Source organism: Arthrobacter sp. 135MFCol5.1 (assembly GCF_000374865.1).
Lineage (GTDB): Bacteria > Actinomycetota > Actinomycetes > Actinomycetales > Micrococcaceae > Arthrobacter.
Window position 1 is genome coordinate 18,437 of sequence record NZ_KB895456.1, and the last position, 22,252, is coordinate 40,688.

The window sequence follows — 22,252 nt, forward strand, 5'->3', positions numbered from 1 at the left end:
CCTAATGGACCACGATCGGCTGGAAACCTTCAGCGCGGAGTGCGCTGAGGACCTGCTCACCGTGCTGGTGGCCCTTGGTCTCTAGGTTCACCGTGATGGATACGTCGCCCATGCTGATGGAACCACCCACGCGGGTGTGGTCCAGGCCGGTGACGTTCGCATCGTTTTCGGCGATGATGCGCGCAATGGTTGCCAGGGAGCCGGGACGGTCGTCCAGCATCATTCGCACGGTCATGTAGCGGCCGGCGGCGGACAGGCCGCGCTGGATGACCTTGAGCATCAGCATGGGATCGATGTTGCCGCCGGAGAGGACGGCCACAGTGGTTCCCGGGTTCTCGATCTTGCCGTCCATCAGGGCCGCGACGCCCACCGCACCTGCGGGCTCCACCACCATTTTGGCCCGTTCCAGCAGGAAGATCAGGGCACGGGCCAGGGAGTCCTCGCTGACGGTGACCACGTCATCGACCAGTTCGCGGATGATGCTGAAAGGCAACTGCCCCGGGCGGCCCACGGCAATGCCGTCAGCCATGGTGGAAACCTTTTTCAGTGGCACCAGGGCATCGGCGGCCAGCGAGGGCGGGTAGGCGGCGGCATTCTCCGCCTGGACGCCGATGATGCGGATCTCGCGGCCGAGTTCCCTGGCCCGGGCCTTGATGGCGACGGCGACCCCCGCAAGGAGCCCTCCGCCACCCACGCCCATAAGTATGGTGTCGACGGTGGGCACCTGCTCCAGGATTTCGAGGCCAACGGTCCCCTGCCCTGCCACGACGTCCACGTTGTCGAACGGGTGGACGAAGACCATTCCGGTCTCATTGCTGTAGCGCTGTGCTTCGGCCAGCGCCTCGTCAACGTTATGGCCATGCAGGATCACTTCGGCGCCATGGCTGCGGGTCGCGGCGAGCTTGGGCAGAGCCACTCCCAGGGGCATGTAGATGCGGGCCTTGATGCCCAGGCTCTTGGCGGCAACGGCTACACCCTGGGCGTGGTTGCCGGCGGACGCTGCCACCACGCCGCGCTTCTTCTCGTCCGCGGAGAGCCGCGCCATGCGGACGTAGGCACCGCGCACCTTGAATGACCCGGCCCGTTGCAGGTTTTCGCATTTGAAGTAGACGTCACCGCCCACCATGCCGCCCAGCGCGCGGGACGATTCCACGGGGGTGCGCGCAATAATCCCGTCAAGCAGCTTCTGCGCCTCAAGGACATCGTCCAGTGTGACGGGAAGGGTTTCAAGGATCTTCACGGACTACTCTCCTCTGGATTCGGCTCCGGTGCCCTCTCGGGAGGCGGTGCGGGCATCGCGGTTTTCGGCTGTTGCGCCGGCCGCCTCCAGCCCCGCATCGGATGCAGCCTGCGGTTCAACGTCCTCGATGGTGTTGTCCCCGCCCGCTCCTGCTGTGATGGGCTTTCCGGCGATGACCGGCACTTGTTCATGTTCCCACGTTCTTGCGGCAATGTAGCGAACGGCCGAGTTTGCTACGGCCAGGATGGGTACCGAAAAGAGCGCCCCGGGGATTCCGGCGAGGTACGAGCCCGCCGCAACGCTGAGGATTACCGCCACAGGGTGCAGCGAGACGGCCTTGCCCATGACCAGGGGTTGCAGGATGTGGCCCTCGAGTTGCTGGACCAGCAGGACGATGGCCAGCATGACCAGCGCGTTGACCGGGCCGTTGGCCACCAAGGCGAGCAGGATGGCGACGGCGCCCGTCACCAGGGCGCCCACCACCGGGATGAAGGAGCCGAGGAAGACCAGCACGCCGAGCGGAAGCGCCAGCGGGACACCGATTATGGCCGCGCCTACGCCGATACCGATCGCGTCGACGGCAGCGACGAACATCTGGATGCGCGCATAGCTGACCATTGACGCCCAGCCCTTGCGGCCTGCACCGAACGTCGCTGCCCGTGCCTTTCGGGGCAGCAGCCTGACCAGGAAAGCCCAGATCCGGTCTCCTTCCAGCAGGAAGAAGATAAGGATGAACAGTGACAGGAGCATCCCGGCCGCAAAGTGTCCGGCGGTGCTGCCGAAGGAGAGCGCACCGCTGAGGATGCTGCTGCTGTTGTTCTGCAGCGCGTCACTGGCGTCCTTGACGTACTGGTCCACCTGGGCGTCCGTGAGGTGCAGGGGGCCCGTGGACAGCCAGTCCTGGACCTGCCGTATGCCTTCGAGGGCCTGTGACCAGAGCTCTCCGAACCCGACCGCAAGCTGGCGGCCCACCAGGGCCAGCGCACCCGCGATGACCCCGATGAAGCCCAGGACCGTCACGGCCACGGCGAGGCCGGCGGGCAGGCGCCGGCGTTTCAACCAGTGCGTGACCGGACTCAGGAGTCCTGCAAGGAGCGCGGCCACCATGATCGGAATAATCAGGAGCGTGATCTTGCTCAGCAGCCACACGAGGGCTCCTGCCATCAGCAGGATCAGTCCCAGCCGCCACGACCAGGACGCCGCAATGCGGACGCCGTAGGGAATGTCCTTGTCGAGTTCACGATCCGTCAGCACCCTCAGCGGGGCAGCGGGGGCAGAAGGTTGGTTTGCCTGGGTTACGGCGTCCTCATGTGGCGTCATAACCCAATACTTTCGCAGCCTTGCGCTAATGGGAAACCAACGCCCCGGCCGGGGCCGGGACATAGTCAATCCCCCATTCGATGCTGAAGGATTCGCCCGGCGCCAGCCAGCGAAGGCCGTCTCCGGAGTTGAAAGCGTTCGCTGGTCCGGTCATCGGTTCCACGGCCACGGCGCGGGTCCGGCCGGGGTATTCGGTGCTGACGAAAACGTGGACATAGCGGCAGGCTTCGTCCTGCCAGAGCGACACCGCGGCGCCGTCGGCGGCGGCCAGGGTGTGCCGCGCCCTGCCCTCGTCGTAGCGCAGGTCGGTCAAGGCGACATCCACTGCGAGATTGGCAATCGCGCTGCCGGAGCGGAAGTCGGTATCTCCGTCCACCGGCGCCGTGCTGCGCGGGATCAGGCGGTCATCGGCCACCAGCCGGGTTTCGGCGGCGACTGTCAGCTTCAGGTCCTCGACCGGCGTGTCGCCGACCCGCAGGTAGGGGTGTGCGCCCAGGACGAAGGGAGCCGGAGCCGTGGAATCGTTGATGAGCGTCTGCCTGACGTGCAGTCCCAAGTCGTCGGTGAGCTGGTAGTGCACCCGGTGCCGGGCCAGGAAGGGGTATCCATGCTGCGGAAAGACGGTGGCTTCAAGTTCCACCGAATGTTCCGACCTCCCCACGAGGGAGTAGCCGGTGTTCCGGAGGAGTCCGTGGCTGGCGTTGTTGCGGGACACTTCCGTGATGTCCAGCTGTTGCTTCTTCCCGTCCAGGAACCAGGTCCCGTCCTCCACCCGATTGGCCCAGGGCGCCAGCGTAATCCCGGTGGCGCCGGGAGCGATCTGGTCATCGCCGTAGGTTTCCGTGAGCAGGACACCGCCCCGGTGGTACGAGCGCAGGCCTGCCGCCAGCTCGGTGACCACGGCCGCGGCATCGCCGCGGCGCAGCTCGTATTGGCGGCCGGTCGCGCAGGACGGGAGGGACGCGGCACCTTGGTTTTCGGGTTCGGAAGAGGCAGTCATGGGCCTACCGTACAACGGGCGGCGCCGCACCCGCATGAGCGTCACTGTTACTTTTTGTTGTTAACTATTCTTTATTGAGCGTTTATGAGAAACTTTTGCCATGACAGGGATGACCACCACCACGCTCTCCGACGGTCGGGAACTGATGTACTTCGACGATGCGGGCAGCACCACGCCCCGGACCGCGGAATTCACCACGGACCATCGCGGGCTGCCGCCCAGGGGCGAACCGGGCGAGATCCGGTTCGACGCCCTCACCGGGGAATGGGTGGCTGTGGCTGCCCACCGGCAGACACGGACACACCTGCCTCCGGCGGACCAATGCCCCATTTGCCCCACCACTGACTCGAACGCGTCAGAGATTCCGGCTTCCGACTACGACGTGGTGGTATTCGAGAACCGCTTCCCGTCCCTCGGCCCTGCGTTGGGGCCGGTTCCGGCGGATCCGGGATGGGGAACGAAAAGTCCCGCCTACGGCCGCTGCGAGGTTGTCTCCTTCACTCCTGAACACACCGGTTCGTTCAGCGGACTGACCCGGGAACGGTCCCGCACGGTGATCGAGGCGTGGGCACAGCGCACCGCTGCGCTCAGCGCCATGGCCGGCATCAAGCAGGTGTTCCCGTTTGAGAACCGGGGCGCCGATATCGGCGTGACGCTGCATCACCCACACGGACAGATCTACGCCTACCCTTACGTCACACCCCGCGCCGGCGTCCTGGGCGCTGCCGCCCGGAGGTACTACGACGCCAAGGACGGGAGCGAAACCCTGACCGGCTCCCTGCTGCGTGCAGAACGCGAAGACGGCAGCCGGATGGTGGTGGAGGGGACGTATTTCAGCGCCTATGTGCCCTTCGCCGCCCGGTGGCCCCTGGAGATCCACTTGGTGCCGCATCGCCACGTTCCCGACCTTGCCGCCTTGGACGGGGAGGAGAAGGACGAGCTGGCGGAGGTGTACCTCGACCTGCTCAAGCGGGTGGATGCCCTCTACCCCACGCCCACGCCCTACATCTCCGCGTGGCACCAGGCTCCCCTGGATGATGTCCTACGCCCGGCCGGCTACCTCCACCTGCAGCTGACCTCCCCGCGCAGGGCAGCGGATAAGCTGAAATACCTCGCCGGCTCGGAGGCAGCGATGGGCGCGTTCATCAACGACACCACGCCGGAAAGCGTGGCGGAGCGCCTGCGCAGTGTCTCTGTCCCGGCGTCCACAAAGCCGTCCGCCGTGGCGGCCGCACCAGAAGGAGCTTCCGCGTGAGCAGCCAGGACCAGGCCGGCACGGCCCAGGTTTCCGCCGTCGATCTCGCCGTCCGCTTCGCCGAAGCTTTCGGTGGCACTGCAGACGGCGTGTGGCAGGCGCCGGGCCGGGTCAACCTCATCGGCGAGCACACCGACTACAACGAAGGGTTCGTGCTTCCGTTCGCCATCGACCGCACCGCCCGGGTGGCCGTCGCGGTCCGCCCGGACCGGACCGTGCGGCTGCTGTCCACGTACGGTGACCAAGGCGTCGTTACCACCTCGCTGGAGTCCCTGCAGCCCGGAACAGCCAAGGGCTGGACCAAGTACCCCCTGGGTGTCATGTGGGCCCTCCGGGAGCGCGGCATCGACGTCCCCGGCCTGGACCTGCTCCTTGACTCCACGGTGCCGCTGGGCGCCGGCCTGTCGTCGTCGCACGCCATCGAATGCGCCGTGATCTCCGCACTCAACGACCTCACCGGCGCCGGGCTTACCGCCCAGGAGATGGTGCTGGCAACGCAGCGTGCGGAGAACGACTTCGTGGGCGCGCCCACGGGGATCATGGATCAGTCCGCGTCGCTGCGCGGCGCCAAGGGCCATGCGGTGTTCCTCGACTGCCGGGACCAGAAAGCCGCCCTGGTTCCGTTCGAGACAGAACCCGCCGGCCTGGTGCTGCTGGTCATCGACACCAAGGTGTCCCATTCCCATGCCGACGGCGGCTACGCCTCCCGGCGCGCGTCCTGCGAGCTCGGGGCGGAGGTCCTCGGGGTCAAGGCGCTGCGGGACGTCCAGGTGGGTGACCTTGAAGAGGCTGCCGGGCTGCTCGATGAGGTGACGTTCAGGCGGGTGAGGCACGTGGTGACTGAAAACGACAGGGTGCTCCAGACCGTCGAACTCCTGGACGGTGCCGGCCCGGTTGCCATCGGACCCCTGCTGGATGCCAGCCACGCCTCCATGCGGGATGATTTTGAAATTTCGTGCCCGGAGCTGGACCTGGCCGTGGACACGTCACGGGCGAACGGGGCCCTCGGTGCCCGCATGACCGGAGGCGGGTTCGGCGGGGCAGCGATCGCCCTGACCCCCGTGGATGCGGAGCAGAGGGTGCGGACCGCCGTCGCGAAGGCCTTCTCCGAGGCCGGCTTCACGGCACCGGACATCTTCACTGTGTCCCCTGCCGCCGGCGCCATGCGTATTGCCTAGGCGGGCTACCGCTCAGCTCTGACGGGCTGCGGACGCAAAAGGCCGTGGGCCCCACCGTTTGGTGGGGCCCACGGCCTTTGCTGACGACGGCGGCAGTTGCCGCCGGTGCCTAGTCGTCGCCGCGCAGGATGGCCAGCAGGCGGATGATTTCCACGTACAGCCAGACCAGCGTGACGGTGAGGCCGAAGGCCGCCGTCCAGGAGAAGCGCTGGGGAGCGCCACTGCGGACTCCGGCCTCGATGCTGGTGAAGTCCATGACCAGCGAGAAGGCGGCAAGCCCAATCGCCAGCAGGCCGATGACGACGCCGATCATGCCGCTGCGCAGGCCGAAGGGCTCCTGCGTCAGGCCGGTCATCATCATGACAAGGTTGACGATGGAGAACAGGGCGTAGCCGCCGAGTGCGATCATGAAGAAGCGCATGGCCTTGGGTGTTGCACGCACCTTGCCGCTCTTGAACAGCAGGAGGGTTACGGCGAAGACCGAAAGCGTGCCGACGACTGCCTGCAGGCCCACACCTGGGTACTGCGTGTCCAGGATCCGGGTCAGGCCGCCAAGGAAGAGTCCTTCCAGGGCGGCATAGGCGAGGATGAGTGCGGGCGAGGGCTGCTTCTTGAACGTGTTGACCAGGGCCAGCACGAAACCGCCCAGGGCTCCGACGATCATCAGCAGGGAGGCCAGCCCCAGGCCAACGGTCAGCGTGATGGCTGCGCCTACCAGCACGGCGCCGAGGCAGGCCGCGGTCTTCATGATGACGTCGTCGAACGTCATCCTGCCAGTGTCGGCGGGGCCGGCAGACGGCTGGTTGTACATCTGCTGGAGTTGTTCGTCCGTCATGCCCTGGGATTGGGTGCCCCACCCCTGCTGGCCGTAGGACGGCTGGCCGTACGGCTGCTGACCGTACGGCGCCTGGCCGTAAGGAGCACCGTACGGAGCCTGCGGGACAGGCGGTGCCTGGGTGGCGCCACGGAAACTCTTTCCGTTGAAGATCGGGTTGCCGCCAAGTGCCATTGCGGAATTCCTCCATGTGGGTGTGGGTAATGAGCTGATTGTTACGCTACCAAGTCCCACGTGGAGGCCGTGGTGAAAGTTCCCGCGGGGCCCGGTTGCAACCGAACCGTGACCGTTGCCTCCCGGACAACCGGGCCCCGCAGGGCAGCTATCCCACGCCCAGGTAGGCCTCTTTGATGGAGGGATCTTCCAGCAATTGCTTGCCGGTGCCACTGTGCGTGATCTCGCCGGTCTCCAGGACGAAGGCCCGGTGCGCTCCCGCCAGGGCCTGGTTGGCGTTCTGCTCCACCATCAGGACGGTGGTGCCTTGGTTGTTGATCTCCTTGATGATCTTGAAGATCTGCCGGATGAACTGCGGTGCCAGCCCCATGGACGGCTCGTCCAGCAGGAGCAGCTTCGGGTTGGACATCAGGGCCCGTCCGATGGCGAGCATCTGCTGCTCGCCCCCGGACATGGTCCCGCCGAACTGCTTTTCGCGTTCCTTCAACCGCGGGAACAAGTCGAAGACGCGGTCCAGGTCCTTGGATACGCCGCTTCTGTCCTTGCGCCCGAAGGTGCCCATGTCGAGGTTTTCCATCACCGTCATGCCCGGGAAGATCCCACGGCCCTCGGGCGCCTGCGAAATCCCGTGCACCACCCGGATGTGCGCCTTCATCTTGGTGATGTCCTGGCCCGCGAAGGTGATCTTTCCCTCGGAGCAGTTCAACAGGCCGGAGATGGTGCGCATGGTGGTGGTCTTGCCGGCGCCGTTGGCGCCGATCAGCGCCACCACTTCGCCTTCTTCCACCGTGAAGGAGATGTTCCGCAGCGCCTGGATGCGGCCGTAGTGGACGGAAACGTCCTCAAGTTCAAGCAACGTCATCTTCGGGCTCTCCTAGGTAGGCGGCAATGACCCTCGGGTCTTCGCGGATCTCGCGCGGCAGTCCGTCCGCGATCTTCTTCCCGAACTCCAGCACCACGATCCGGTCGGTCACACCCATCACGAGCTTCATGTCGTGCTCGATCAGCAGTACGGTGTAACCCTCGTCCCTGATGGTGCGGATGAGCGCCATCAGCTCCTCTTTCTCGGCCGGGTTGAAGCCGGCGGCCGGCTCGTCGAGGCAGAGTACCTTCGGATCGGTAGCCAGTGCCCGGGCGATCTCCAGCCGGCGCTGGAAACCGTAAGGCAGCTGGCGGGAAAGGACGTGGGCGTGGCTGCTGATGCCCACGAAGTCAAGCAGTGCCATGCCGCGCTCGATGGCGGACTTTTCCTCCTTGATGTGGGTGGGCAGTCGCAGCAGGGCCCCGCCAACGCTGGTCCGGTGCCGCGCGTCCAGGCCCACGACCACGTTTTCCAACGCCGTCATTTCGCCGAAGAGCCGGATGTTCTGGAAAGTGCGGGACAAGCCCAGGCGGGTGATCTTATGCTGCTTGATGCCGTTCAGGACCTGGCCCTCCAACACCACCTTCCCGCTGGTGGGCTTGTAGACCCCGGTCATGGCGTTGAAGCAGGTCGTCTTGCCGGCGCCGTTGGGACCGATAAGCCCCAGGATCTCGCCGCGCTTGATGTTGAAGCTGACGTTGTCCAATGCCACGAGGCCGCCGAACTTGATGGTGAGGTTCTGGACCTCCACGATGTTGTCGCCCACCGCAACCGCGATATCGCGGTCCGGTGCCACTTTCTCGGCCAGTTCCTGGTCCACCCCGGCTTCGGCCAGGGCTTCGATGTCCATTTCGGGGGCTGCAACTGCCGGGCTGCCCTTGTCCGGCTGCTCCTCGACGCTGCCGGAGCCGACCTGCCGTTCCTCGGAACTCATGCCTCCGCTCCCCTCTCTCCGGCCGTGCGGGTCCCGGGGCCGGCTGTTGGATTGTCCGTATCTTTGGTTTGCGTGTCCCGGGCCGCGACCTTATTGAAAGCTGTCCGGCCGTAGGCGAGCAGGCGCTGCCGTGCCGGGAGCAGCCCCTGCGAGCGGAAGATCATGATCAGGACCAGGGCGATGCCGAAGATCAGGTATTTGTACTCGGCGATAGCTGTGAACCTCAACGGAATGTAGCTGACCAGGGCCCCACCCAGGATGGCGCCGACCTTGTTGCCGGCCCCGCCGAGCACGACGGCAGCGAGGAACAGGATTGAGGTGGTGACGTCGAACTTCTGGTTATTGACGAACCCCACTTGCCCGGCAAAAAGCGCGCCGGAGAGGCCGCCGATCGCGGCGCCGATGGCAAATGCCCACACCTTGTACTTGAAGGTGGGAACACCCATGATTTCAGCTGCGTCCTCATCCTCGCGGATGGCGATCCAGGCGCGGCCAACCCGGCTGCGCTCCAGGTTGCCCACCAGGAGGGTGACGATGATGATGATGGTCAGGGTCAGCCAGTACCAGGGCACACCGTTCGAGTTGGAGAAGATGGGCGTACCGTCAGCTTCGGTACCGGGCGGATGGCCGACGTTCTGGAAACCGACCTGGCCCTTCATGGCGGGAATGATCGTGGCCAGGATGCGGACGATCTCACCAAATCCAAGCGTCACGATGGCCAAGTAGTCGCCCCGAAGCCGGAGGGTGGGGACACCCAGCACCACGCCGAAGAACATTGTCACGGCCATGGCCACCGGAATGGTCCACAGGTAAGGGATGTGCAGGAAGGGTGAATCGGGGCTCGTCAGCATCGCCGCGCAGTATGAGCCAACGGCGAAGAAGGCGACATACCCAAGGTCCAGCAGGCCTGCGTATCCCACCACCACGTTGAGGCCTACCGCGATGAGGGCAAACCGTGCCATATCGAAGCATGCCAGGGCGAAATTGTTGCCCGGCTCGGTGGTGATGATGGGCGGGTTGAGCAGCGGGAGCAGGTAGGCCAGGACAACGACGATGACCAGGAATGCCCACTGCTGCTGGCGCGACAGGGCGTGCCACCGGTCGGAGAAGTACCCGGACTTGCGTTTCCCGCGCTGGCGCAGATCGCTCCTGCCGGCCGCCTTGGACGAGGCTTCCCGGTCCTCAGCAGCCTGTGCGGCGGCCGCCGTCTGCAGCGGCGTGGGTCCATCCGTCATGCTCATGCTTTGCTCCTTCCAAGGGACGTGCCCAGGATGCCTTCGGGCCGCAGCAGCAGCACGAGCACCAGCACCACGAAGGCCACGACGTCGGTCCACTGCGAGTTTCCGAGCAGGATCTGGCCGTAGTTGCCGATCAAGCCGAGCAGCAGTCCACCCAGCAGGGCGCCGCGGACGTTGCCGATGCCCCCGAGCACGGCTGCGGCGAAGGCCTTGATGCCGAGGACGAATCCGCCGCTGTACTGGACACCGGAGGGGATTTTCATGACGTAGAACAATGCTGCGGCTCCTGCGAGCAGGCCCCCGATGATGAAGGTGGTAATAATGATGCGCTCTTTGTTGACACCCATCAACGTCGCGGTGTCCGGGTCCTGGGCGACTGCCCTGATGCCGCGGCCGGTGCGGGACTTGCTGATGAAACGGTCGATGCCGACCATCATGATGACGGCCGCGATGATGATCACCAGCTGCTGGGAATCGACGATGGTGCCGAAGACATCAAAGATGGGGGTGGGCCGGAACATTGTCAGCGCAAGTTCGGGGCTGGGACCGCGCCACAGGTAGATGAGGTACTGGATGGTGAACGAGGCGCCAATGGCGGTGATCAGGAAGACCAGGCGCGGGGCGTTGCGTTGCCGGAGCGGTTTATAGGCAATGCGCTCAAGCAGGAAGGCCGTGACTGCGGAGGCCAGCATGGCAAGGACCAAGGCCAGCAGCAGGTTCAGGATGATGGCCCAGATGTCGAGGCGGGGAACGGACGGGCCGAAGCCCAGGCTGCTCAGGGTGAAGAAGACGGCGTAGCAGCCAACGATGAACACTTCAGAGTGTGCGAAGTTAATCAGGTTCAGGACGCCGTACACGAGGGTGTAGCCAAGGGCGACCAGCGCGTAGATGGCGCCGAACGTCAGGCCGTCAAAGGTGGCACTCCAGAAATTCTGGGCCAGGGACGGTATATCGAAAGTGATCCAGTCATTTTCAGTCGGGAGCAGTGGGACGAGAGAGGGAAGCATGGGAACATCCTGATCCAGTTGCACGGGGCCTTGTGGGCCCGGCCGAGGGACTTATGTCTAGTGACGTAGCTTGGTCCTGGGTTTGTTGCCAAGCGAAGAAAAGGCTGTGGGGGCCTGCAGTGCTGGCCCCCACAGCCGATTCCCGCCGGTTTGCTACTCCCCGATGGGCCCGATCGGAACGATCTTCCCGTTTTCCACCTTGTAGCCGTAGACGGTCGGAGCCTGGAGCTCGCCCTTGGCATCCCACTTGTAGTGCTTGCTGAAGCCGTCCTTGTCGTAGGACTTCACCCACGACAGCAGATCTGCGCGGCTCTGCTTGCCCGCGTCGATGCCGGAAAGGAGCACCGTTGCGGCATCGTAGCCTTCGATGGAGTACGTACCGGGCTCGGCGCCCTTGGAGACGTCCTTGTAAGCGGATGCGAAGTCCGGGATCAGTTCACCCGGGAGGCAGGGGCAGGTGAAGTAGGCGTTGTTCGAGGCATCGCCTGCCTGCTTGATGAACTGGTCATCCTTGACACCGTCGGGTGCCACGAATGTTCCGGTGAATCCCTTTCCGACCAGCTGCTGGTCGAACGGTGCGCCTTCGGCGTAGTAGCCGGCGTAGAAGACGGCGTCGGCCTTGGCGTTCATGATCTTGGAAATGACTGCGGAGAAGTCCTTCTGCCCCGTGGTTACCTTCTCCGTGCCGGCCAGGGCGCTGCCCAGGCCTGCAGAGGTGGAGGTGCCCAGGCCGATGCCGTAGTCGGAGTCATCCTGGACCAGGTAGACCTTCTTGGCCCCGAGCTTGCCGGTGAGGAACTTCGCGGCGGCCGGGCCTTGGACGGCGTCGTTGCCGAGGCCGCGGAAGAAAGTGGTCCAGCCGTTTTCGGTCAGCGTGGGGTTGGTGGCCGACGGGGTGATGTGGACCAGGCCCTTCTGCTCGAAAATGTTGCCGGTTGCCTTGGACTCGCCGGAGAACGGCAGGCCGATGACACCAAGGATGTCGGGCTCGCTCACCAACTGGGTCACCGGACCGGTGGCCTTGTTCGGGTCACCTTCGGTGTCGAACTTCTTGAACTGGACCTGGCAGCCCGGGTTGGCCTTGTTGTGCTGGTCGATGGCGAGCTGGATGCCGTTGAAGATGTTGACGCCCAGCTGTGCGTTCGGGCCGGTCTGAGCGCCGGCATAGGCCAGCGTGGTGGTGGCCGGGCAGGTTGCCTTGCCGTCGCCGGCCGGCTTCACCGCGCCGGAAGGAACATCCACCTTCGAAATGGCGGGGATGTTCACTTTGCTGGAGGAGCCGGAGCTTTCGGTGGTGCCGGGGCCCGCCTGGTTGGCGCAGGCCGACAGCAGCATGCTGAATGTGGCTGCTGCTGCCAACGAGGTGAGGACTTTCTTTCGGTACATTTGTCTGCCTTCCGAAACAGGGCCATGCGATGCGCGTGCGGATCAATGGGGCGCTGCGGCGCCCGAAAATGGGACCAGGTATTCCTGATTTAGGTTCAAGCTAGTGCATGGAAGGCAGCGAATCTAAGTGACTGAGGTCACAGCCTTATAACAGTCGTTGCCTATGTGGAATTAAATGGCGAAAGCCGCCTGCAATGCAGGCGGCTTTCGATGGTGGGGGCGTCAGTTCCCCGTGCGTCGCAGTTGTACCCCAGGTGGGACTCGAACCCACAACACGCGGATTTTAAGTCCGCTGCCTCTGCCAATTGGGCTACTGGGGCGCCGGGTCAATGGTACCTGCCGGCGACGTATTGCCGGGAAACGCCGACGGCGGCCGTCCCCGGGAAAGGGGACAGCCGCCGTCGGCGTGCTGAAGCGCTACTTGGCGTTTGCCGCCACCGTTTCCTTCGGAGCGGTCGTGGCGGATGAACCGGAGCCGGACGCAGGAACGGCTGCGGGTGCAGCCGCAGGCTTGGGAGCCGGGGTGGCCGCCGCGACGAAGGCGCCGCGCGGGTTGTCCAGGTCCAGCAGCTGCGTGGTGTCGCGGCCGGCAAAGAAGCTGATGATCCAGTTCAGGATGACGCGGAACTTGCGCTCAACGGTGGGCATGGCCATGCCGTGGTAACCGCGGTGTGCCAGCCAGGCAAGGCCGCCCTTGAGGCCGATCCGGCCCAGGAGGTTGATGTTGGCAACACCCTTCCATTCGCCGAAGCCGGCCACGGCACCGAGGTTCTTGTGCTTGTAGTCCCCCAGCGGCTTTTCCCAGCGCGAGGCCCAGAGGTTCTTCGCGAGGCGCTTGGCTTGGCGGAGGGCGTGCTGGGCGTTCGGGACGCAGGTGCCGTCCGGGAGGCCCTTCCCGGTGAGGTCCGGAACAGCCGCGATGTCACCGGCTGCCCAGGCGTTCTCCACGATGCCTTCGTCGCCGGCGATGCGCAGGTCCGGCAGGACGCGGACGCGGCCGCGCGGCTCGAGCGGGAAGTCGGTGGAACGGACCATGGGGTTGGCCTGCACGCCTGCAGTCCACACCAGGGTGTCGGCCTCGAATTCCTGCGCGGGCGTCTTGTCCGGCAGGTTGATGAGTTTCAGGCTGCCCTCGGCGCTGTCCAGCGACGTGTTCAGCAGTACCTCGATGCCACGGCTGCGGAGGTGCTCCACGACCCAGTCGGCCTGCTTGGCGGTGACCTCGGGCATGATGCGGCCCATGGCTTCAACCAGGACGAAGCGGATTTCCTCTTGCTTGACGCGCGGGTTGTTGCGCACGGCGGCGCGGGCGAGGTCTTCCATTTCGGTAATGCACTCGATGCCGGCGAAGCCGCCGCCGACCACCACGAAGGTGAGGGCCTTGGCGCGAGCAGCGGGGTCCGTCATGGTGGAGGCAACTTCGATGCGCTCCAGCAACTTGTTGCGCAGGGCAACGGCTTCTTCGATGGTCTTCAGGCCGATGCCCTTGTCCGCCAGGCCCTTGATGGGGAACGTGCGGGTGATGGCGCCGGCTGCGAGGACGACGTCGAAATAGGGAACCTCAAAGTTTTCGCCGCCGTCGGCGGGTGCCACCACAGCCGTCCGGTTGACGTGGTCGATCGAGGTGACGCGGCCCTGGATCAGTTCCGTCTGCTTGAGGTGCTGGCGGTGGGACACCACCGCGTGGCGGGCTTCGATGTTGCCGCCGGCCACTTCGGGAAGGAAGGGCTGGTAAGTCATGTAGGGCAGGGGATCAACGACGGTGACGATGCCACCGGCATTCGCGATCTTCTTCTGCAGTTTCAGTGCTACGTACAGGCCGACGTACCCGCCGCCGACGACGAGTACCCTGGGACGGTCCTGGAGCTGTGGGGTGGTTGCCATAGTTTAAGGATAGCGCAGTTTGTGAAAATCTTCACTAACTTGGTCGCTGGTCCGTAACGTGACGTTCCCGGGGCAGATCCACCCGTTCCACCACTCCTGTGTCCGGGTCCTCCCTGGCCAGGGCCGGGTTGCGGGATGCCCGCCTGAGCTGGAAGGCCGCTGCCGCGATGATGGCCACGAACAGGGCGGCGAAACCAATCACGACGGCGGCGCCGATGGCACTGTCGCGCTGCGAGGGGGCCTTGGCGGCGGGGACGGTTGCCTCCGGCAGGGTTGGCGCGGCGCTGGGCACCGGTGTGGCGGAGGGAAGCGGGGTTGCCGGTGCTGCGTTGCCGCGCCGGTGGACCCGGATCCATTCGGCAATGGTGCCCAGCGGGTTCACCGACACTTCCGGGACCTCTGCCTTGAGGGCGGCCTCCGCGTTGAGGATGCCGTAGCCGTACAGCGGGTCCTTTCCGGGGGCCCCGGCATCCTTCGCCGTTGAGACGATCCTGTTAATGACCTGCTCGGCACTCATGTCCGGCCATTTGGACCGGATCAGGGCGGCCACCCCGGCAACGATCGGCGTGGACCCTGACGTTCCGGCCCACTCCGCGTAGCTCCCGCCGGGGAGCCCGCCCACCAGGTTCTCCGCAGGCGCGGCCACCCCGATGCTGATCCCCTGCGAGGAAGCATCCACGCTGGCGGTGTTCTTGCGGTCCAGGCCGGCGACGGTGAGGACACCGGGAATGGTTGCGGGAGCGCCCACCTGGGTGTTGCCGCCTACCCGGTTGCCGGCCGCGGCCACGATGACCACGTCCTTTTGTTCGGCATACAGGAACGCCGCATCCCAGCTTTGGGGCCATTGGGGTGTGGTGCTGCCGAGCGAAATGTTGATGACCTTGGCACCGTTGTCCACGGCCCAGCGGACGGCCTCTGGAATCTGGTCCTGGTCGCTCTTGCCGGAAGGGTTCGGCGAACCCAGCCAGGTGGACACGGAAAGGAGCTGCGCTTCCGGCGCCACGCCCATGATCCCGTCCGGCGGCGTGCCGGCGGGCCCGGGGCTGGGGCTGGGGCTGGGCGAGGGACTGGCCGGCTGGTGCCCGCGGCCTGCCAGCATGGTGGCCACCAAGGTGCCGTGTTCGGGCTTGGAACCGACGCTTTTCTGGCCGTCCGGCTGGCCGGATCCGGACGCGTCATAGCCGCCGGTGACCACACCTTTGAGGTCCGGGTGCTGGGCGTCTATGCCGCTGTCGATGACGGCTACCTTGACTCCGGCGCCCTTGGAGACCTCCCAGGCCTTGGTGATGCCGGAATCTGCCAGCCAATATTCCTTGTCGCGCCAATCGTCGGCCTTGGCGGCCGGGGCGGTAAAGAGGCCGGCGCACAGGCAACATGCTGCGAGCAGGACAGCGACAAGGGCCGCGGCGGCCCGGCGCGCAGGCGGGGTCGGAGCTGGGGTGGACTGCATGCGGCTAGCCGATGCCCAGGGCGATGCCGTCAAGGATGTCGTGCTCGCTCGCGGTGGCGGAGGTGATCCTGCCGCCGGTCAGCGTGCCCATCCGTTCCAGGATGCGGCGCCATACCAGTCCCCCGGCGCCAATCACATCCACCCGGCCCGGGTGCATGTACGGCAGGTCCGCGCGCCGGGCGCGGGTCATCTCGAGCAGGTCACCGGCCGCGGCCGTGACGACCTCGATGGGCAGCTCAGCGCCGTGGATGGCCTGCGGCGAATATTCGGGCAGGCGGAGGGCGTGCGCAGTGATGGTGGTGACGGACCCGGCCACACCGACGACGGCGGTGGCGCGTTCGAGCGGAACGTCGCGTCCGGCGCGGGCCAGGGCGGCGTCAACGTCGGCTTCGGCGGCCGCCACCTGTTCGGCGGTGGGCGGATCATCGCGCAGGTGCCGCTCCGTGAGGCGGACACAGCCAATGTCCACGGACTTGGCGGCCGTGACCCCGGCCGCGGTGCCGAGGACAAATTCGGTGCTTCCGCCGCCGAGGTCGACCACCAGGACTTCGCGGCCGTCGAGGATGGGCAGCACACTGCTGGCGCCGGCGAAGGACAGGGCCGCTTCCTCGTCACCGGAGATGACCTCAGGTTCGACTCCCAGCAGCTCCCGGATGCCGTCCACGAAGACGTCACGGTTGCGCGCGTCGCGGCTTGCCGAGGTCGCGACGAACCGGGTGCGTTCCGCCCCGTGCTCACGGATGAGGCGGGCATAGTCGGCGGCGGCGGCAAAGGTGCGTTCCAGCGCTTCCGGAGCCAGCTCGCCCGTGGCGTCCACCCCCTGGCCCAACCGGACCACGCGCATTTCCCGGACAACGTCGGTCAGGGCCGCGCTGCCGCTGCTGCGGTCGATATCCGCGATCAGGAGCCGGATGGAGTTGGTGCCGCAGTCGATGGCGGCCACGCGCGTCATTCCGCCACCCCGGCGTCGCGGGAAGGCTTGCGGACGGGCGCAGGGCGGCCGACGATGCCCGGCAGGCCCTGGGGGCCGTGGCGGCTGAGGTCCCTGGACGGGGCTTCCCCGGTGGTGTCCCAGGCGCCGTCGCAGTAGCACTTGTCCGCCGTCCACCACTCGCTGATCATTCCAAGGGCCTGGTCGCCGAGCGGGTTGACGCCGGGACCGGACGCCAGGGAGTGGCCCACCAGGACGTGCAGGCACTTGACGCGTACGGGCATACCCCCGGCCGAGACGCCGTCGATTTCCGGCACCGGGCCGATGCCGGAACGCTCGCCGATCGCATTCCGGGCGGCCAGGTATTCGTCATGGGCCGAACGGTAGGCCGCCGCGAGCGCGGGGTCCCCGGCGAGCTGGTCATTCATCTCATTCATGACGCCTGAGGCTTCCAGCCGGGACACTGCGGAGGTGATCACCGGGTGGGTCAGGTAGAACGTGGTGGGGAACGGGGTCCCGTTGCTGAGCCGGGGTGCGGTCGCGGCGACCAGCGGGTTGCCACAGACGCACCGCGCCGGAATTTCCACGACATCGCGGACAGGACGCCCCAGCTGCCTGCTCAGTACGTCAAGGTCGTGTGCTGTCGGTTGGCGGGATTCGTCCCGGGCGGCTTCCGTGCTGTGTTCCATTGTCGCGGGCCGTCCTTCCTGTGCGGTTCAGTCTGTGGCCGCACGCCTGATGGACTCCCACAGGGAATCCACCCACGGCAGATCGGCGGGGTCTTGTGCTGTTGCGCCGGCGGGGCTACTGCTTTCTCCAGCCGGTTCATCGCTGCCAAAAACCCAGTAGCCGGTTTCGCCCGGCATAACCATGTTAATGCGGTCGCGGGCCTGCTGCTTGACGTAGTTGGGGTCCTGCCACCGCGAAACCTGCTGCCGGAGGGCATCACCCTGGGCCTGGCGTGCGGCGATATCGGCGTTCAGCGCGTCGATTTCGGCCTTTTTGTCGAAGAAGATCTTCACCGTGGGCGCCAGCATGATGGTGATGGCCACCATCACCACGGCCAGGGCCAGCATGCGGCCGGAGAACGCCTTGGCGGGGACAGGGTGCTGATCGTCATCGCCGCCCCGGCCGTCCTTGCCGTCAACGGAGCTGCTGCCCTTGCGTCCGGCGGACGTCTTCGTCGTGGTTGCGTCCCCCGGTTTTCCGGCGGGCCGGGCTGCAGTTCCGCGGCTCCCGTAGCCGTGCCCCGGTGACGCGCCTGCTGTGCCGGCGTCCTTCGCCGGGCGGAAATCCGCCCGGATGACCTCGGCCCCGCCGGAGGTACCGTCGTCGGCCGTATCCTTTGCCGGACGTGCGGGGGCGACCTTGGGAACTTTGGGGCGGCGGGTAGCCATGACACTCCTGAAACGCAGCCTCCCTGGGCCGCCACTATCTGTGCTGGACAAACACTGCTGGGACCATTGCTGCGAAAAGCAACAGCGGTGGCTATGGTCTTCCAACCATAGCCACCGCCGATGGGTTTAGCCGGTTACTAGCCCTTGAAACGCGGGAACGCGCTGCGGCCGGCGTAGCGTGCGGCGTCGTCGAGTTCCTCTTCGATGCGCAGCAGCTGGTTGTACTTGGCAACGCGCTCGGAGCGGGCAGGTGCGCCGGTCTTGATCTGGCCTGCGTTGGTGGCCACCGCGATGTCGGCGATGGTGGTGTCCTCGGTTTCACCGGAGCGGTGCGAGGTGATGGTGGTGTAGCCGGCGCGCTGGGCCAGGCTGACGGCGTCCAGGGTCTCGGTCAGGGAACCGATCTGGTTGACCTTGACCAGCAGGGAGTTGGCCGTCTTGGTGTCGATGCCGCGCTGCAGGATGGACGGGTTGGTGACGAAAAGGTCATCGCCCACCAGCTGGACCTTGTCGCCGATGGCGTCGGTGAGGGTCTTCCAGCCTTCCCAGTCGTTCTCGTCCAGCGGGTCCTCGATGGACACCAGCGGGTAGTCGGCAACGAGTTCGGCGTAGTAGGCGCTCATCTCGCTGGCGGACAGGGCCTTGCCTTCGAACTGGTAGGCACCGTCCTTGAAGAACTCGGAGGAGGCGACGTCCAGGGCCAGGGCGATGTCCTTGCCCGGGGTGTAGCCGGCGTTCTTGATGGCTTCCTGGATCAGGTCCAGTGCCGCGCGGTTGGACGGCAGGTTCGGGGCGAAGCCGCCCTCGTCGCCCAGGCCGGTGGACAGGCCCTGTTCCTTCAGGACGGACTTGAGGTTGTGGTACACCTCAACGCCCCAGCGCAGGCCCTCGGAGAAGGTTTCGGCGCCGATGGGGGCGATCATGAATTCCTGGATGTCGACGTCGGAGTCGGCGTGGGACCCACCGTTGAGGATGTTCATCAGCGGCACGGGCAGGACGTGGGCGTTCGGGCCGCCCAGGTACTTGTAGAGGGGCAGGTCGGCGGATGCTGCGGCAGCGTTGGCGACGGCCAGGGAGACGCCCAGGATGGCGTTGGCGCCGAGTTTGCCCTTGTTGGGGGTGCCGTCCAGGTCCAGCATGGCCTGGTCGATGCTGCGCTGGTCGGTGGCGTCGAAGCCGGTCAGGGCGGGGGCGATCTGGTCGATCACGGCGTCGACGGCCTTCTGCACGCCCTTGCCGAGGTAGCGGCCCTTGTCGCCGTCGCGCAGTTCAACGGCTTCGTGCTCACCGGTGGAAGCACCTGAGGGAACTGCGGCGCGGCCGATCTGGCCGTCGGACAGCAGGACTTCAACTTCAACAGTGGGGTTGCCGCGGGAATCAAGGATCTCGCGGGCGTGGATGGCATCGATAAGCGCCATGAATTTGCTCCTTATGGGCGATTAACGGGGGGAATCAGGCAGAAAACTCGACGTACTCGTCAGGGACTAGCGTAGTCGAGAGTGCTCCGGGTTACTCAAACCGGTCAAGGCCCGGACGTCATGATGCCGCTTGGTCGCCGTGGTAGCGGCGTACGGCGGTACGGAGGGCGCGCTCGGCGTCCATGCCGCGGTCCCGGGCCGAACGCACGACGGCGAGCAGCAGGGTTCCCAGTTCTTCCTCGCTTTCGGGGACGGGAACCCCGTCGGGCAGCCCGAGCCCTGCCCGGGCCGCCCGGTCGAGCGATTTTTGAGCCTTGGCCAGCGCCGGGAGGGCAGCGGGGACTCCTTCGAAGGCATGGCGCCGCTCCGGGCGCTCCGCCCGTTTGACCGCATCCCACGTCTGCTCGATTTCCGCCACCGTTGCGGGGAAGGTGTCCTGCAGGGAACCGTCGGGCCGGAAGACGTGGGGGTTCCGGCGGACCATTTTGGCAGCCAGTCCACGCGCGACGTCGTCGAACGTGAACGCGCCTCGTTCCTCGGCAAGGCGGGCGTGCAGCACAACTTGGAGCAGGACGTCACCGAGCTCGCCCTGGAGTTCGGCGTCGGGGTGGCCCTCCTCGATGGTCTCAGCCACCTCGTAGGCCTCCTCGAGGAGGTATTCCACCAGCGAGGCGTGCGTCAGGGCACCCATCCAGGGGCAGTGCTCGCGCAGCTGGGCCATCTTTTCCAGCAGCTCCGCAGTGGCGGAGCTGCCGGGAGGAGGATCCTGGTCAGCCAAGGTTGGCGTAGGCGTCGTTGATGTATTCCACCAGTGCTTCCTTCTCCTCCAAGGGCAGGAAGGACGCCTCGGCCGCGTTCAGGGTCAGCTCCAGCAGGTCGTCAAGGTCGTAGTCGAACGTCTCCACCAGCAGGTTGAACTCGTCCGTCAGCGTGACGCCGCTCATCAGGCGGTTGTCGGTGTTGATGGTGACGTTGAAGCCCAGCTGGTACAGCATGTCCAGCGGGTGGCTTTCGATACCCTCGCCAAATTCGGCGATGGCTCCGGTCTGGAGGTTGGAGGACGGGCAGATTTCCAGGGCGATGCCGCGGTCACGAACCCAGCTGGAGAGGTCGCCGAGGGTGACCAGGCCGACGGTGTCGCCGGCCTCGTCGTCATCGTCGAATTCCACCATGATGTCCTCGGCGATCCGGACGCCGTGCCCCAGGCGGAGGGCGCGGCCGTCCACCAGTGCAGACTGGATGCTCTCCAGCCCCGCAGCCTCGCCGGCGTGCACCGTGGCGGGGAAGTTGTGCTGGGCCAGGTAGGTGAACGCGTCCTTGAAACGGCTGGGCAGGAAGCCGTCCTCCGCCCCTGCGATGTCAAAGCCAACTGCGCCCTGGTTGCGGTGGCGCACGGCCAGTTCGGCGATTTCCTGGCCGCGGTCCGCGTGGCGCATGGCGGTGATCAGCTGGCCCACCTGGATCTCCCGGCCGCTCTCCGACACGGCCTCGACGCCGGCTTCCAGGCCGTCCTGGACCGCTTCCACGGCTTCATCCAGGCTGAGCCCCTTCTGCAGGTGCTGCTCCGGCGCCCACCGGACCTCGCCGTAGACCACGCCGTCATCCGCCAGGTCTTCGACGAACTCCTTGGCCACGCGGAACAGGCCGTCGTAGGTCTGCATTACGGCCACGGTGTGGTCGAAGGTTTCCAGGTAGCGGACCAGGGACCCGGAGTCGGCGGATTCGCGGAACCACTCCCCCAGGGCAACCGGGTCCGTCGAGGGGAGGGTGTGCCCCACGGCTTCCGCCAGCTCGATAATCGTGGCCGGACGGAGTCCCCCGTCCAAGTGGTCGTGAAGGGAAACCTTGGGCAGGCTCTTCAGGTCGAAATCAATGGCAGGGGCAGCGTCAAGAATGGGCTCAGTCACGTTCCCACCTTAGGGTGGGGCGGGGTTCAAAGCCAGCCGCTACTTGGCTGCGGGACCGGCATCGGCCGATGGCACCGTTAGGGGCCGGGTGCCGGGCCGTCCTTCCTGGCCCGGGGTGTTTTCGGCCCATCCGTCCACGTCGGCGTCAGCCTCGGGCGCATCGTGGCGTCCAAGCCGTTTGTGCCACCAGCGCAGGGCGTGGTCGATCACGACGCCCAGGACTATCGCGAAGACGACGGCGATGCCGGCGCTCAGGAGCGGGTTGTGGTGCAGCCATGGGAAGGAGCTGGCCAGCACCCCGATGCCCAGGGAGTAGCCCACCCATGTGACGCAGGCAAAGGCGTCGAAGACGAAGAACCTGCGGTGTGAGAACCCGGTGCTGCCGGCCACGTAGTTGACAGCCACCCGGCCCCAAGGGATGTACCGGGCGGTGAAGATGAGGACCGCCCCGCGCTTCTCGAGCTCGTAGCGGGCCCAGGCGAAGACTTTCCGGACCTTGGGCCGGCGCATCCACGCCCACCGGTCCAGTCCGATCTTTCGGCCGAGCATATAGGCCATGTTGTCGCCGCAGATCGCGCCGATCAGGGCGGTCAGACCAAGGATCCAAAGATTGGGTTCGCCGCTGTGCCGCGAGAAAGCCGCCAAAGCCACAATGAGGGTCTCACTGGGCACCACCATGGCGAAGCCGTCCACGAAGAAGAACACCAGCAGTACGGGGTAGATCCACCACTGGCCCGCTGCATGGAGCACGGCCTCATTAATAAACTCCACGCGGTGTTGCTCCTGTAAAAAAATGGCACGGCCGAAGCGCCGCAGCCAAAGCGGAAATCGTTCCT

20 protein-coding genes and 1 tRNA gene are annotated in these 22,252 nt (G+C 66.0%); 2 read left to right on the forward strand and 19 right to left on the reverse strand.

Going from position 1 to position 22,252, the window contains the following annotated elements; genetic code table 11:
• Position 1: 1 nt before the first annotated feature.
• Genes ilvA through C563_RS0109925 form a run of 3 tightly spaced genes read right to left on the reverse strand, consistent with a single transcriptional unit; the run spans position 2 to position 3,560 of the window.
• Positions 2-1,240 (reverse strand): threonine ammonia-lyase, encoded by a 1,239-nt coding sequence (ilvA, locus tag C563_RS0109915; RefSeq protein WP_018761895.1) that lies wholly within the window; start codon positions 1,238-1,240, stop codon positions 2-4.
• A gap of 3 nt (positions 1,241-1,243) precedes the next feature.
• On the reverse strand, positions 1,244-2,560 hold the full coding sequence (locus C563_RS0109920) for an AI-2E family transporter (RefSeq protein ID WP_026264619.1): 1,317 nt from the start codon (positions 2,558-2,560) through the stop codon (positions 1,244-1,246).
• Between the two features lie 25 nt (positions 2,561-2,585).
• Positions 2,586-3,560, reverse strand: coding sequence for an aldose 1-epimerase family protein (locus C563_RS0109925; protein ID WP_018761897.1), 975 nt, complete (start codon positions 3,558-3,560; stop codon positions 2,586-2,588).
• 100 nt (positions 3,561-3,660) lie between these two features.
• Here C563_RS0109925 and galT point away from each other — a divergent pair, with 100 nt between their 5' ends.
• The gene (galT, locus tag C563_RS0109930; protein WP_026264621.1) at positions 3,661-4,815 is read left to right on the forward strand and encodes a galactose-1-phosphate uridylyltransferase; all 1,155 of its coding nucleotides are present in this window, start codon (positions 3,661-3,663) and stop codon (positions 4,813-4,815) included.
• Positions 4,812-5,993 carry a galactokinase gene (galK, locus tag C563_RS0109935; RefSeq protein ID WP_018761899.1) on the forward strand — a complete coding sequence of 394 codons (1,182 nt, stop codon included), beginning with the start codon at positions 4,812-4,814 and terminating at the stop codon, positions 5,991-5,993. The genes galT and galK overlap by 4 nt, the downstream gene beginning before the upstream one ends.
• A 109-nt stretch (positions 5,994-6,102) precedes the next feature.
• Here galK and C563_RS0109940 read toward each other — a convergent pair whose 3' ends face one another.
• From C563_RS0109940 to C563_RS0110015, 16 genes are all read right to left on the reverse strand, one after another.
• The gene (locus C563_RS0109940; RefSeq protein ID WP_018761900.1) at positions 6,103-7,002 is read right to left on the reverse strand and encodes a Bax inhibitor-1/YccA family protein; all 900 of its coding nucleotides are present in this window, start codon (positions 7,000-7,002) and stop codon (positions 6,103-6,105) included.
• Positions 7,003-7,150: 148 nt separating this feature from the next.
• Positions 7,151-7,864, reverse strand: a complete 714-nt coding sequence (locus tag C563_RS0109945) for an ABC transporter ATP-binding protein (RefSeq protein ID WP_018761901.1) — start codon at positions 7,862-7,864, stop codon at positions 7,151-7,153.
• Entirely contained in the window at positions 7,851-8,798 is a 948-nt protein-coding gene (locus C563_RS0109950) for an ABC transporter ATP-binding protein (protein WP_018761902.1), read from the reverse strand. The genes C563_RS0109945 and C563_RS0109950 overlap by 14 nt, the downstream gene beginning before the upstream one ends.
• On the reverse strand, positions 8,795-10,039 hold the full coding sequence (locus C563_RS0109955) for a branched-chain amino acid ABC transporter permease (RefSeq protein WP_018761903.1): 1,245 nt from the start codon (positions 10,037-10,039) through the stop codon (positions 8,795-8,797). Before C563_RS0109955 ends, C563_RS0109950 begins: the two co-directional genes overlap by 4 nt.
• Positions 10,036-11,043, reverse strand: coding sequence for a branched-chain amino acid ABC transporter permease (locus C563_RS0109960; protein WP_018761904.1), 1,008 nt, complete (start codon positions 11,041-11,043; stop codon positions 10,036-10,038). Before C563_RS0109960 ends, C563_RS0109955 begins: the two co-directional genes overlap by 4 nt.
• Positions 11,044-11,196: 153 nt before the next feature.
• Entirely contained in the window at positions 11,197-12,429 is a 1,233-nt protein-coding gene (locus C563_RS0109965; RefSeq protein WP_018761905.1) for a branched-chain amino acid ABC transporter substrate-binding protein, read from the reverse strand.
• Positions 12,430-12,675: 246 nt separating this feature from the next.
• Positions 12,676-12,749, reverse strand: a tRNA-Leu gene (locus tag C563_RS0109970).
• A 97-nt stretch (positions 12,750-12,846) separates the two neighbouring features.
• Positions 12,847-14,313 (reverse strand): NAD(P)/FAD-dependent oxidoreductase, encoded by a 1,467-nt coding sequence (locus C563_RS0109975; protein ID WP_018761906.1) that lies wholly within the window; start codon positions 14,311-14,313, stop codon positions 12,847-12,849.
• A gap of 34 nt (positions 14,314-14,347) precedes the next feature.
• Positions 14,348-15,763, reverse strand: a complete 1,416-nt coding sequence (locus C563_RS0109980) for a S8 family serine peptidase (RefSeq protein ID WP_018761907.1) — start codon at positions 15,761-15,763, stop codon at positions 14,348-14,350.
• 4 nt (positions 15,764-15,767) lie between these two features.
• On the reverse strand, positions 15,768-16,715 hold the full coding sequence (locus C563_RS0109985; protein ID WP_026264623.1) for a Ppx/GppA phosphatase family protein: 948 nt from the start codon (positions 16,713-16,715) through the stop codon (positions 15,768-15,770).
• On the reverse strand, positions 16,712-17,383 hold the full coding sequence (locus tag C563_RS0109990) for a DUF501 domain-containing protein (RefSeq protein ID WP_018761909.1): 672 nt from the start codon (positions 17,381-17,383) through the stop codon (positions 16,712-16,714). The genes C563_RS0109985 and C563_RS0109990 overlap by 4 nt, the downstream gene beginning before the upstream one ends.
• A gap of 27 nt (positions 17,384-17,410) precedes the next feature.
• Entirely contained in the window at positions 17,411-18,091 is a 681-nt protein-coding gene (locus tag C563_RS0109995) for an FtsB family cell division protein (protein ID WP_018761910.1), read from the reverse strand.
• Positions 18,092-18,228: 137 nt separating this feature from the next.
• Complete coding sequence (gene eno, locus C563_RS0110000) at positions 18,229-19,509, reverse strand: phosphopyruvate hydratase (RefSeq protein WP_018761911.1); 1,281 nt, start codon at positions 19,507-19,509, stop codon at positions 18,229-18,231.
• Positions 19,510-19,627: 118 nt separating this feature from the next.
• Positions 19,628-20,200, reverse strand: a complete 573-nt coding sequence (locus C563_RS0110005; RefSeq protein WP_081624148.1) for a MazG nucleotide pyrophosphohydrolase domain-containing protein — start codon at positions 20,198-20,200, stop codon at positions 19,628-19,630.
• 79 nt (positions 20,201-20,279) lie between these two features.
• Entirely contained in the window at positions 20,280-21,416 is a 1,137-nt protein-coding gene (locus C563_RS0110010) for an adenosine deaminase (RefSeq protein WP_018761913.1), read from the reverse strand.
• Between the two features lie 39 nt (positions 21,417-21,455).
• Positions 21,456-22,187: a DedA family protein gene (locus C563_RS0110015; RefSeq protein WP_018761914.1), complete on the reverse strand. Its 732-nt coding sequence runs from the start codon at positions 22,185-22,187 to the stop codon at positions 21,456-21,458.
• Positions 22,188-22,252 lie beyond the last annotated feature (65 nt).

Bases quoted from the DNA above. Each gene is read 5' to 3' on its own strand.
- C563_RS0110005 (WP_081624148.1), bottom strand. From the start codon at position 20,200: ATGGGTGCCCTGACGCACGCCTCGCTGGTGGAATACCTCCTCGAGGAG.
- C563_RS0109975 (WP_018761906.1), bottom strand. From the start codon at position 14,313: ATGGCAACCACCCCACAGCTCCAGGACCGTCCCAGGGTACTCGTCGTC.
- C563_RS0109990 (WP_018761909.1), bottom strand. From the start codon at position 17,383: ATGGAACACAGCACGGAAGCCGCCCGGGACGAATCCCGCCAACCGACA.
- C563_RS0109945 (WP_018761901.1), bottom strand. From the start codon at position 7,864: ATGACGTTGCTTGAACTTGAGGACGTTTCCGTCCACTACGGCCGCATC.
- C563_RS0109985 (WP_026264623.1), bottom strand. From the start codon at position 16,715: ATGACGCGCGTGGCCGCCATCGACTGCGGCACCAACTCCATCCGGCTC.
- C563_RS0109940 (WP_018761900.1), bottom strand. From the start codon at position 7,002: ATGGCACTTGGCGGCAACCCGATCTTCAACGGAAAGAGTTTCCGTGGC.
- C563_RS0109980 (WP_018761907.1), bottom strand. From the start codon at position 15,763: ATGCAGTCCACCCCAGCTCCGACCCCGCCTGCGCGCCGGGCCGCCGCG.
- C563_RS0109995 (WP_018761910.1), bottom strand. From the start codon at position 18,091: ATGGCTACCCGCCGCCCCAAAGTTCCCAAGGTCGCCCCCGCACGTCCG.
- C563_RS0109965 (WP_018761905.1), bottom strand. From the start codon at position 12,429: ATGTACCGAAAGAAAGTCCTCACCTCGTTGGCAGCAGCAGCCACATTC.
- C563_RS0109960 (WP_018761904.1), bottom strand. From the start codon at position 11,043: ATGCTTCCCTCTCTCGTCCCACTGCTCCCGACTGAAAATGACTGGATC.
- C563_RS0109955 (WP_018761903.1), bottom strand. From the start codon at position 10,039: ATGAGCATGACGGATGGACCCACGCCGCTGCAGACGGCGGCCGCCGCA.
- C563_RS0109920 (WP_026264619.1), bottom strand. From the start codon at position 2,560: ATGACGCCACATGAGGACGCCGTAACCCAGGCAAACCAACCTTCTGCC.
- C563_RS0109925 (WP_018761897.1), bottom strand. From the start codon at position 3,560: ATGACTGCCTCTTCCGAACCCGAAAACCAAGGTGCCGCGTCCCTCCCG.
- C563_RS0109950 (WP_018761902.1), bottom strand. From the start codon at position 8,798: ATGAGTTCCGAGGAACGGCAGGTCGGCTCCGGCAGCGTCGAGGAGCAG.
- eno (WP_018761911.1), bottom strand. From the start codon at position 19,509: ATGGCGCTTATCGATGCCATCCACGCCCGCGAGATCCTTGATTCCCGC.
- galT (WP_026264621.1), top strand. From the start codon at position 3,661: ATGACAGGGATGACCACCACCACGCTCTCCGACGGTCGGGAACTGATG.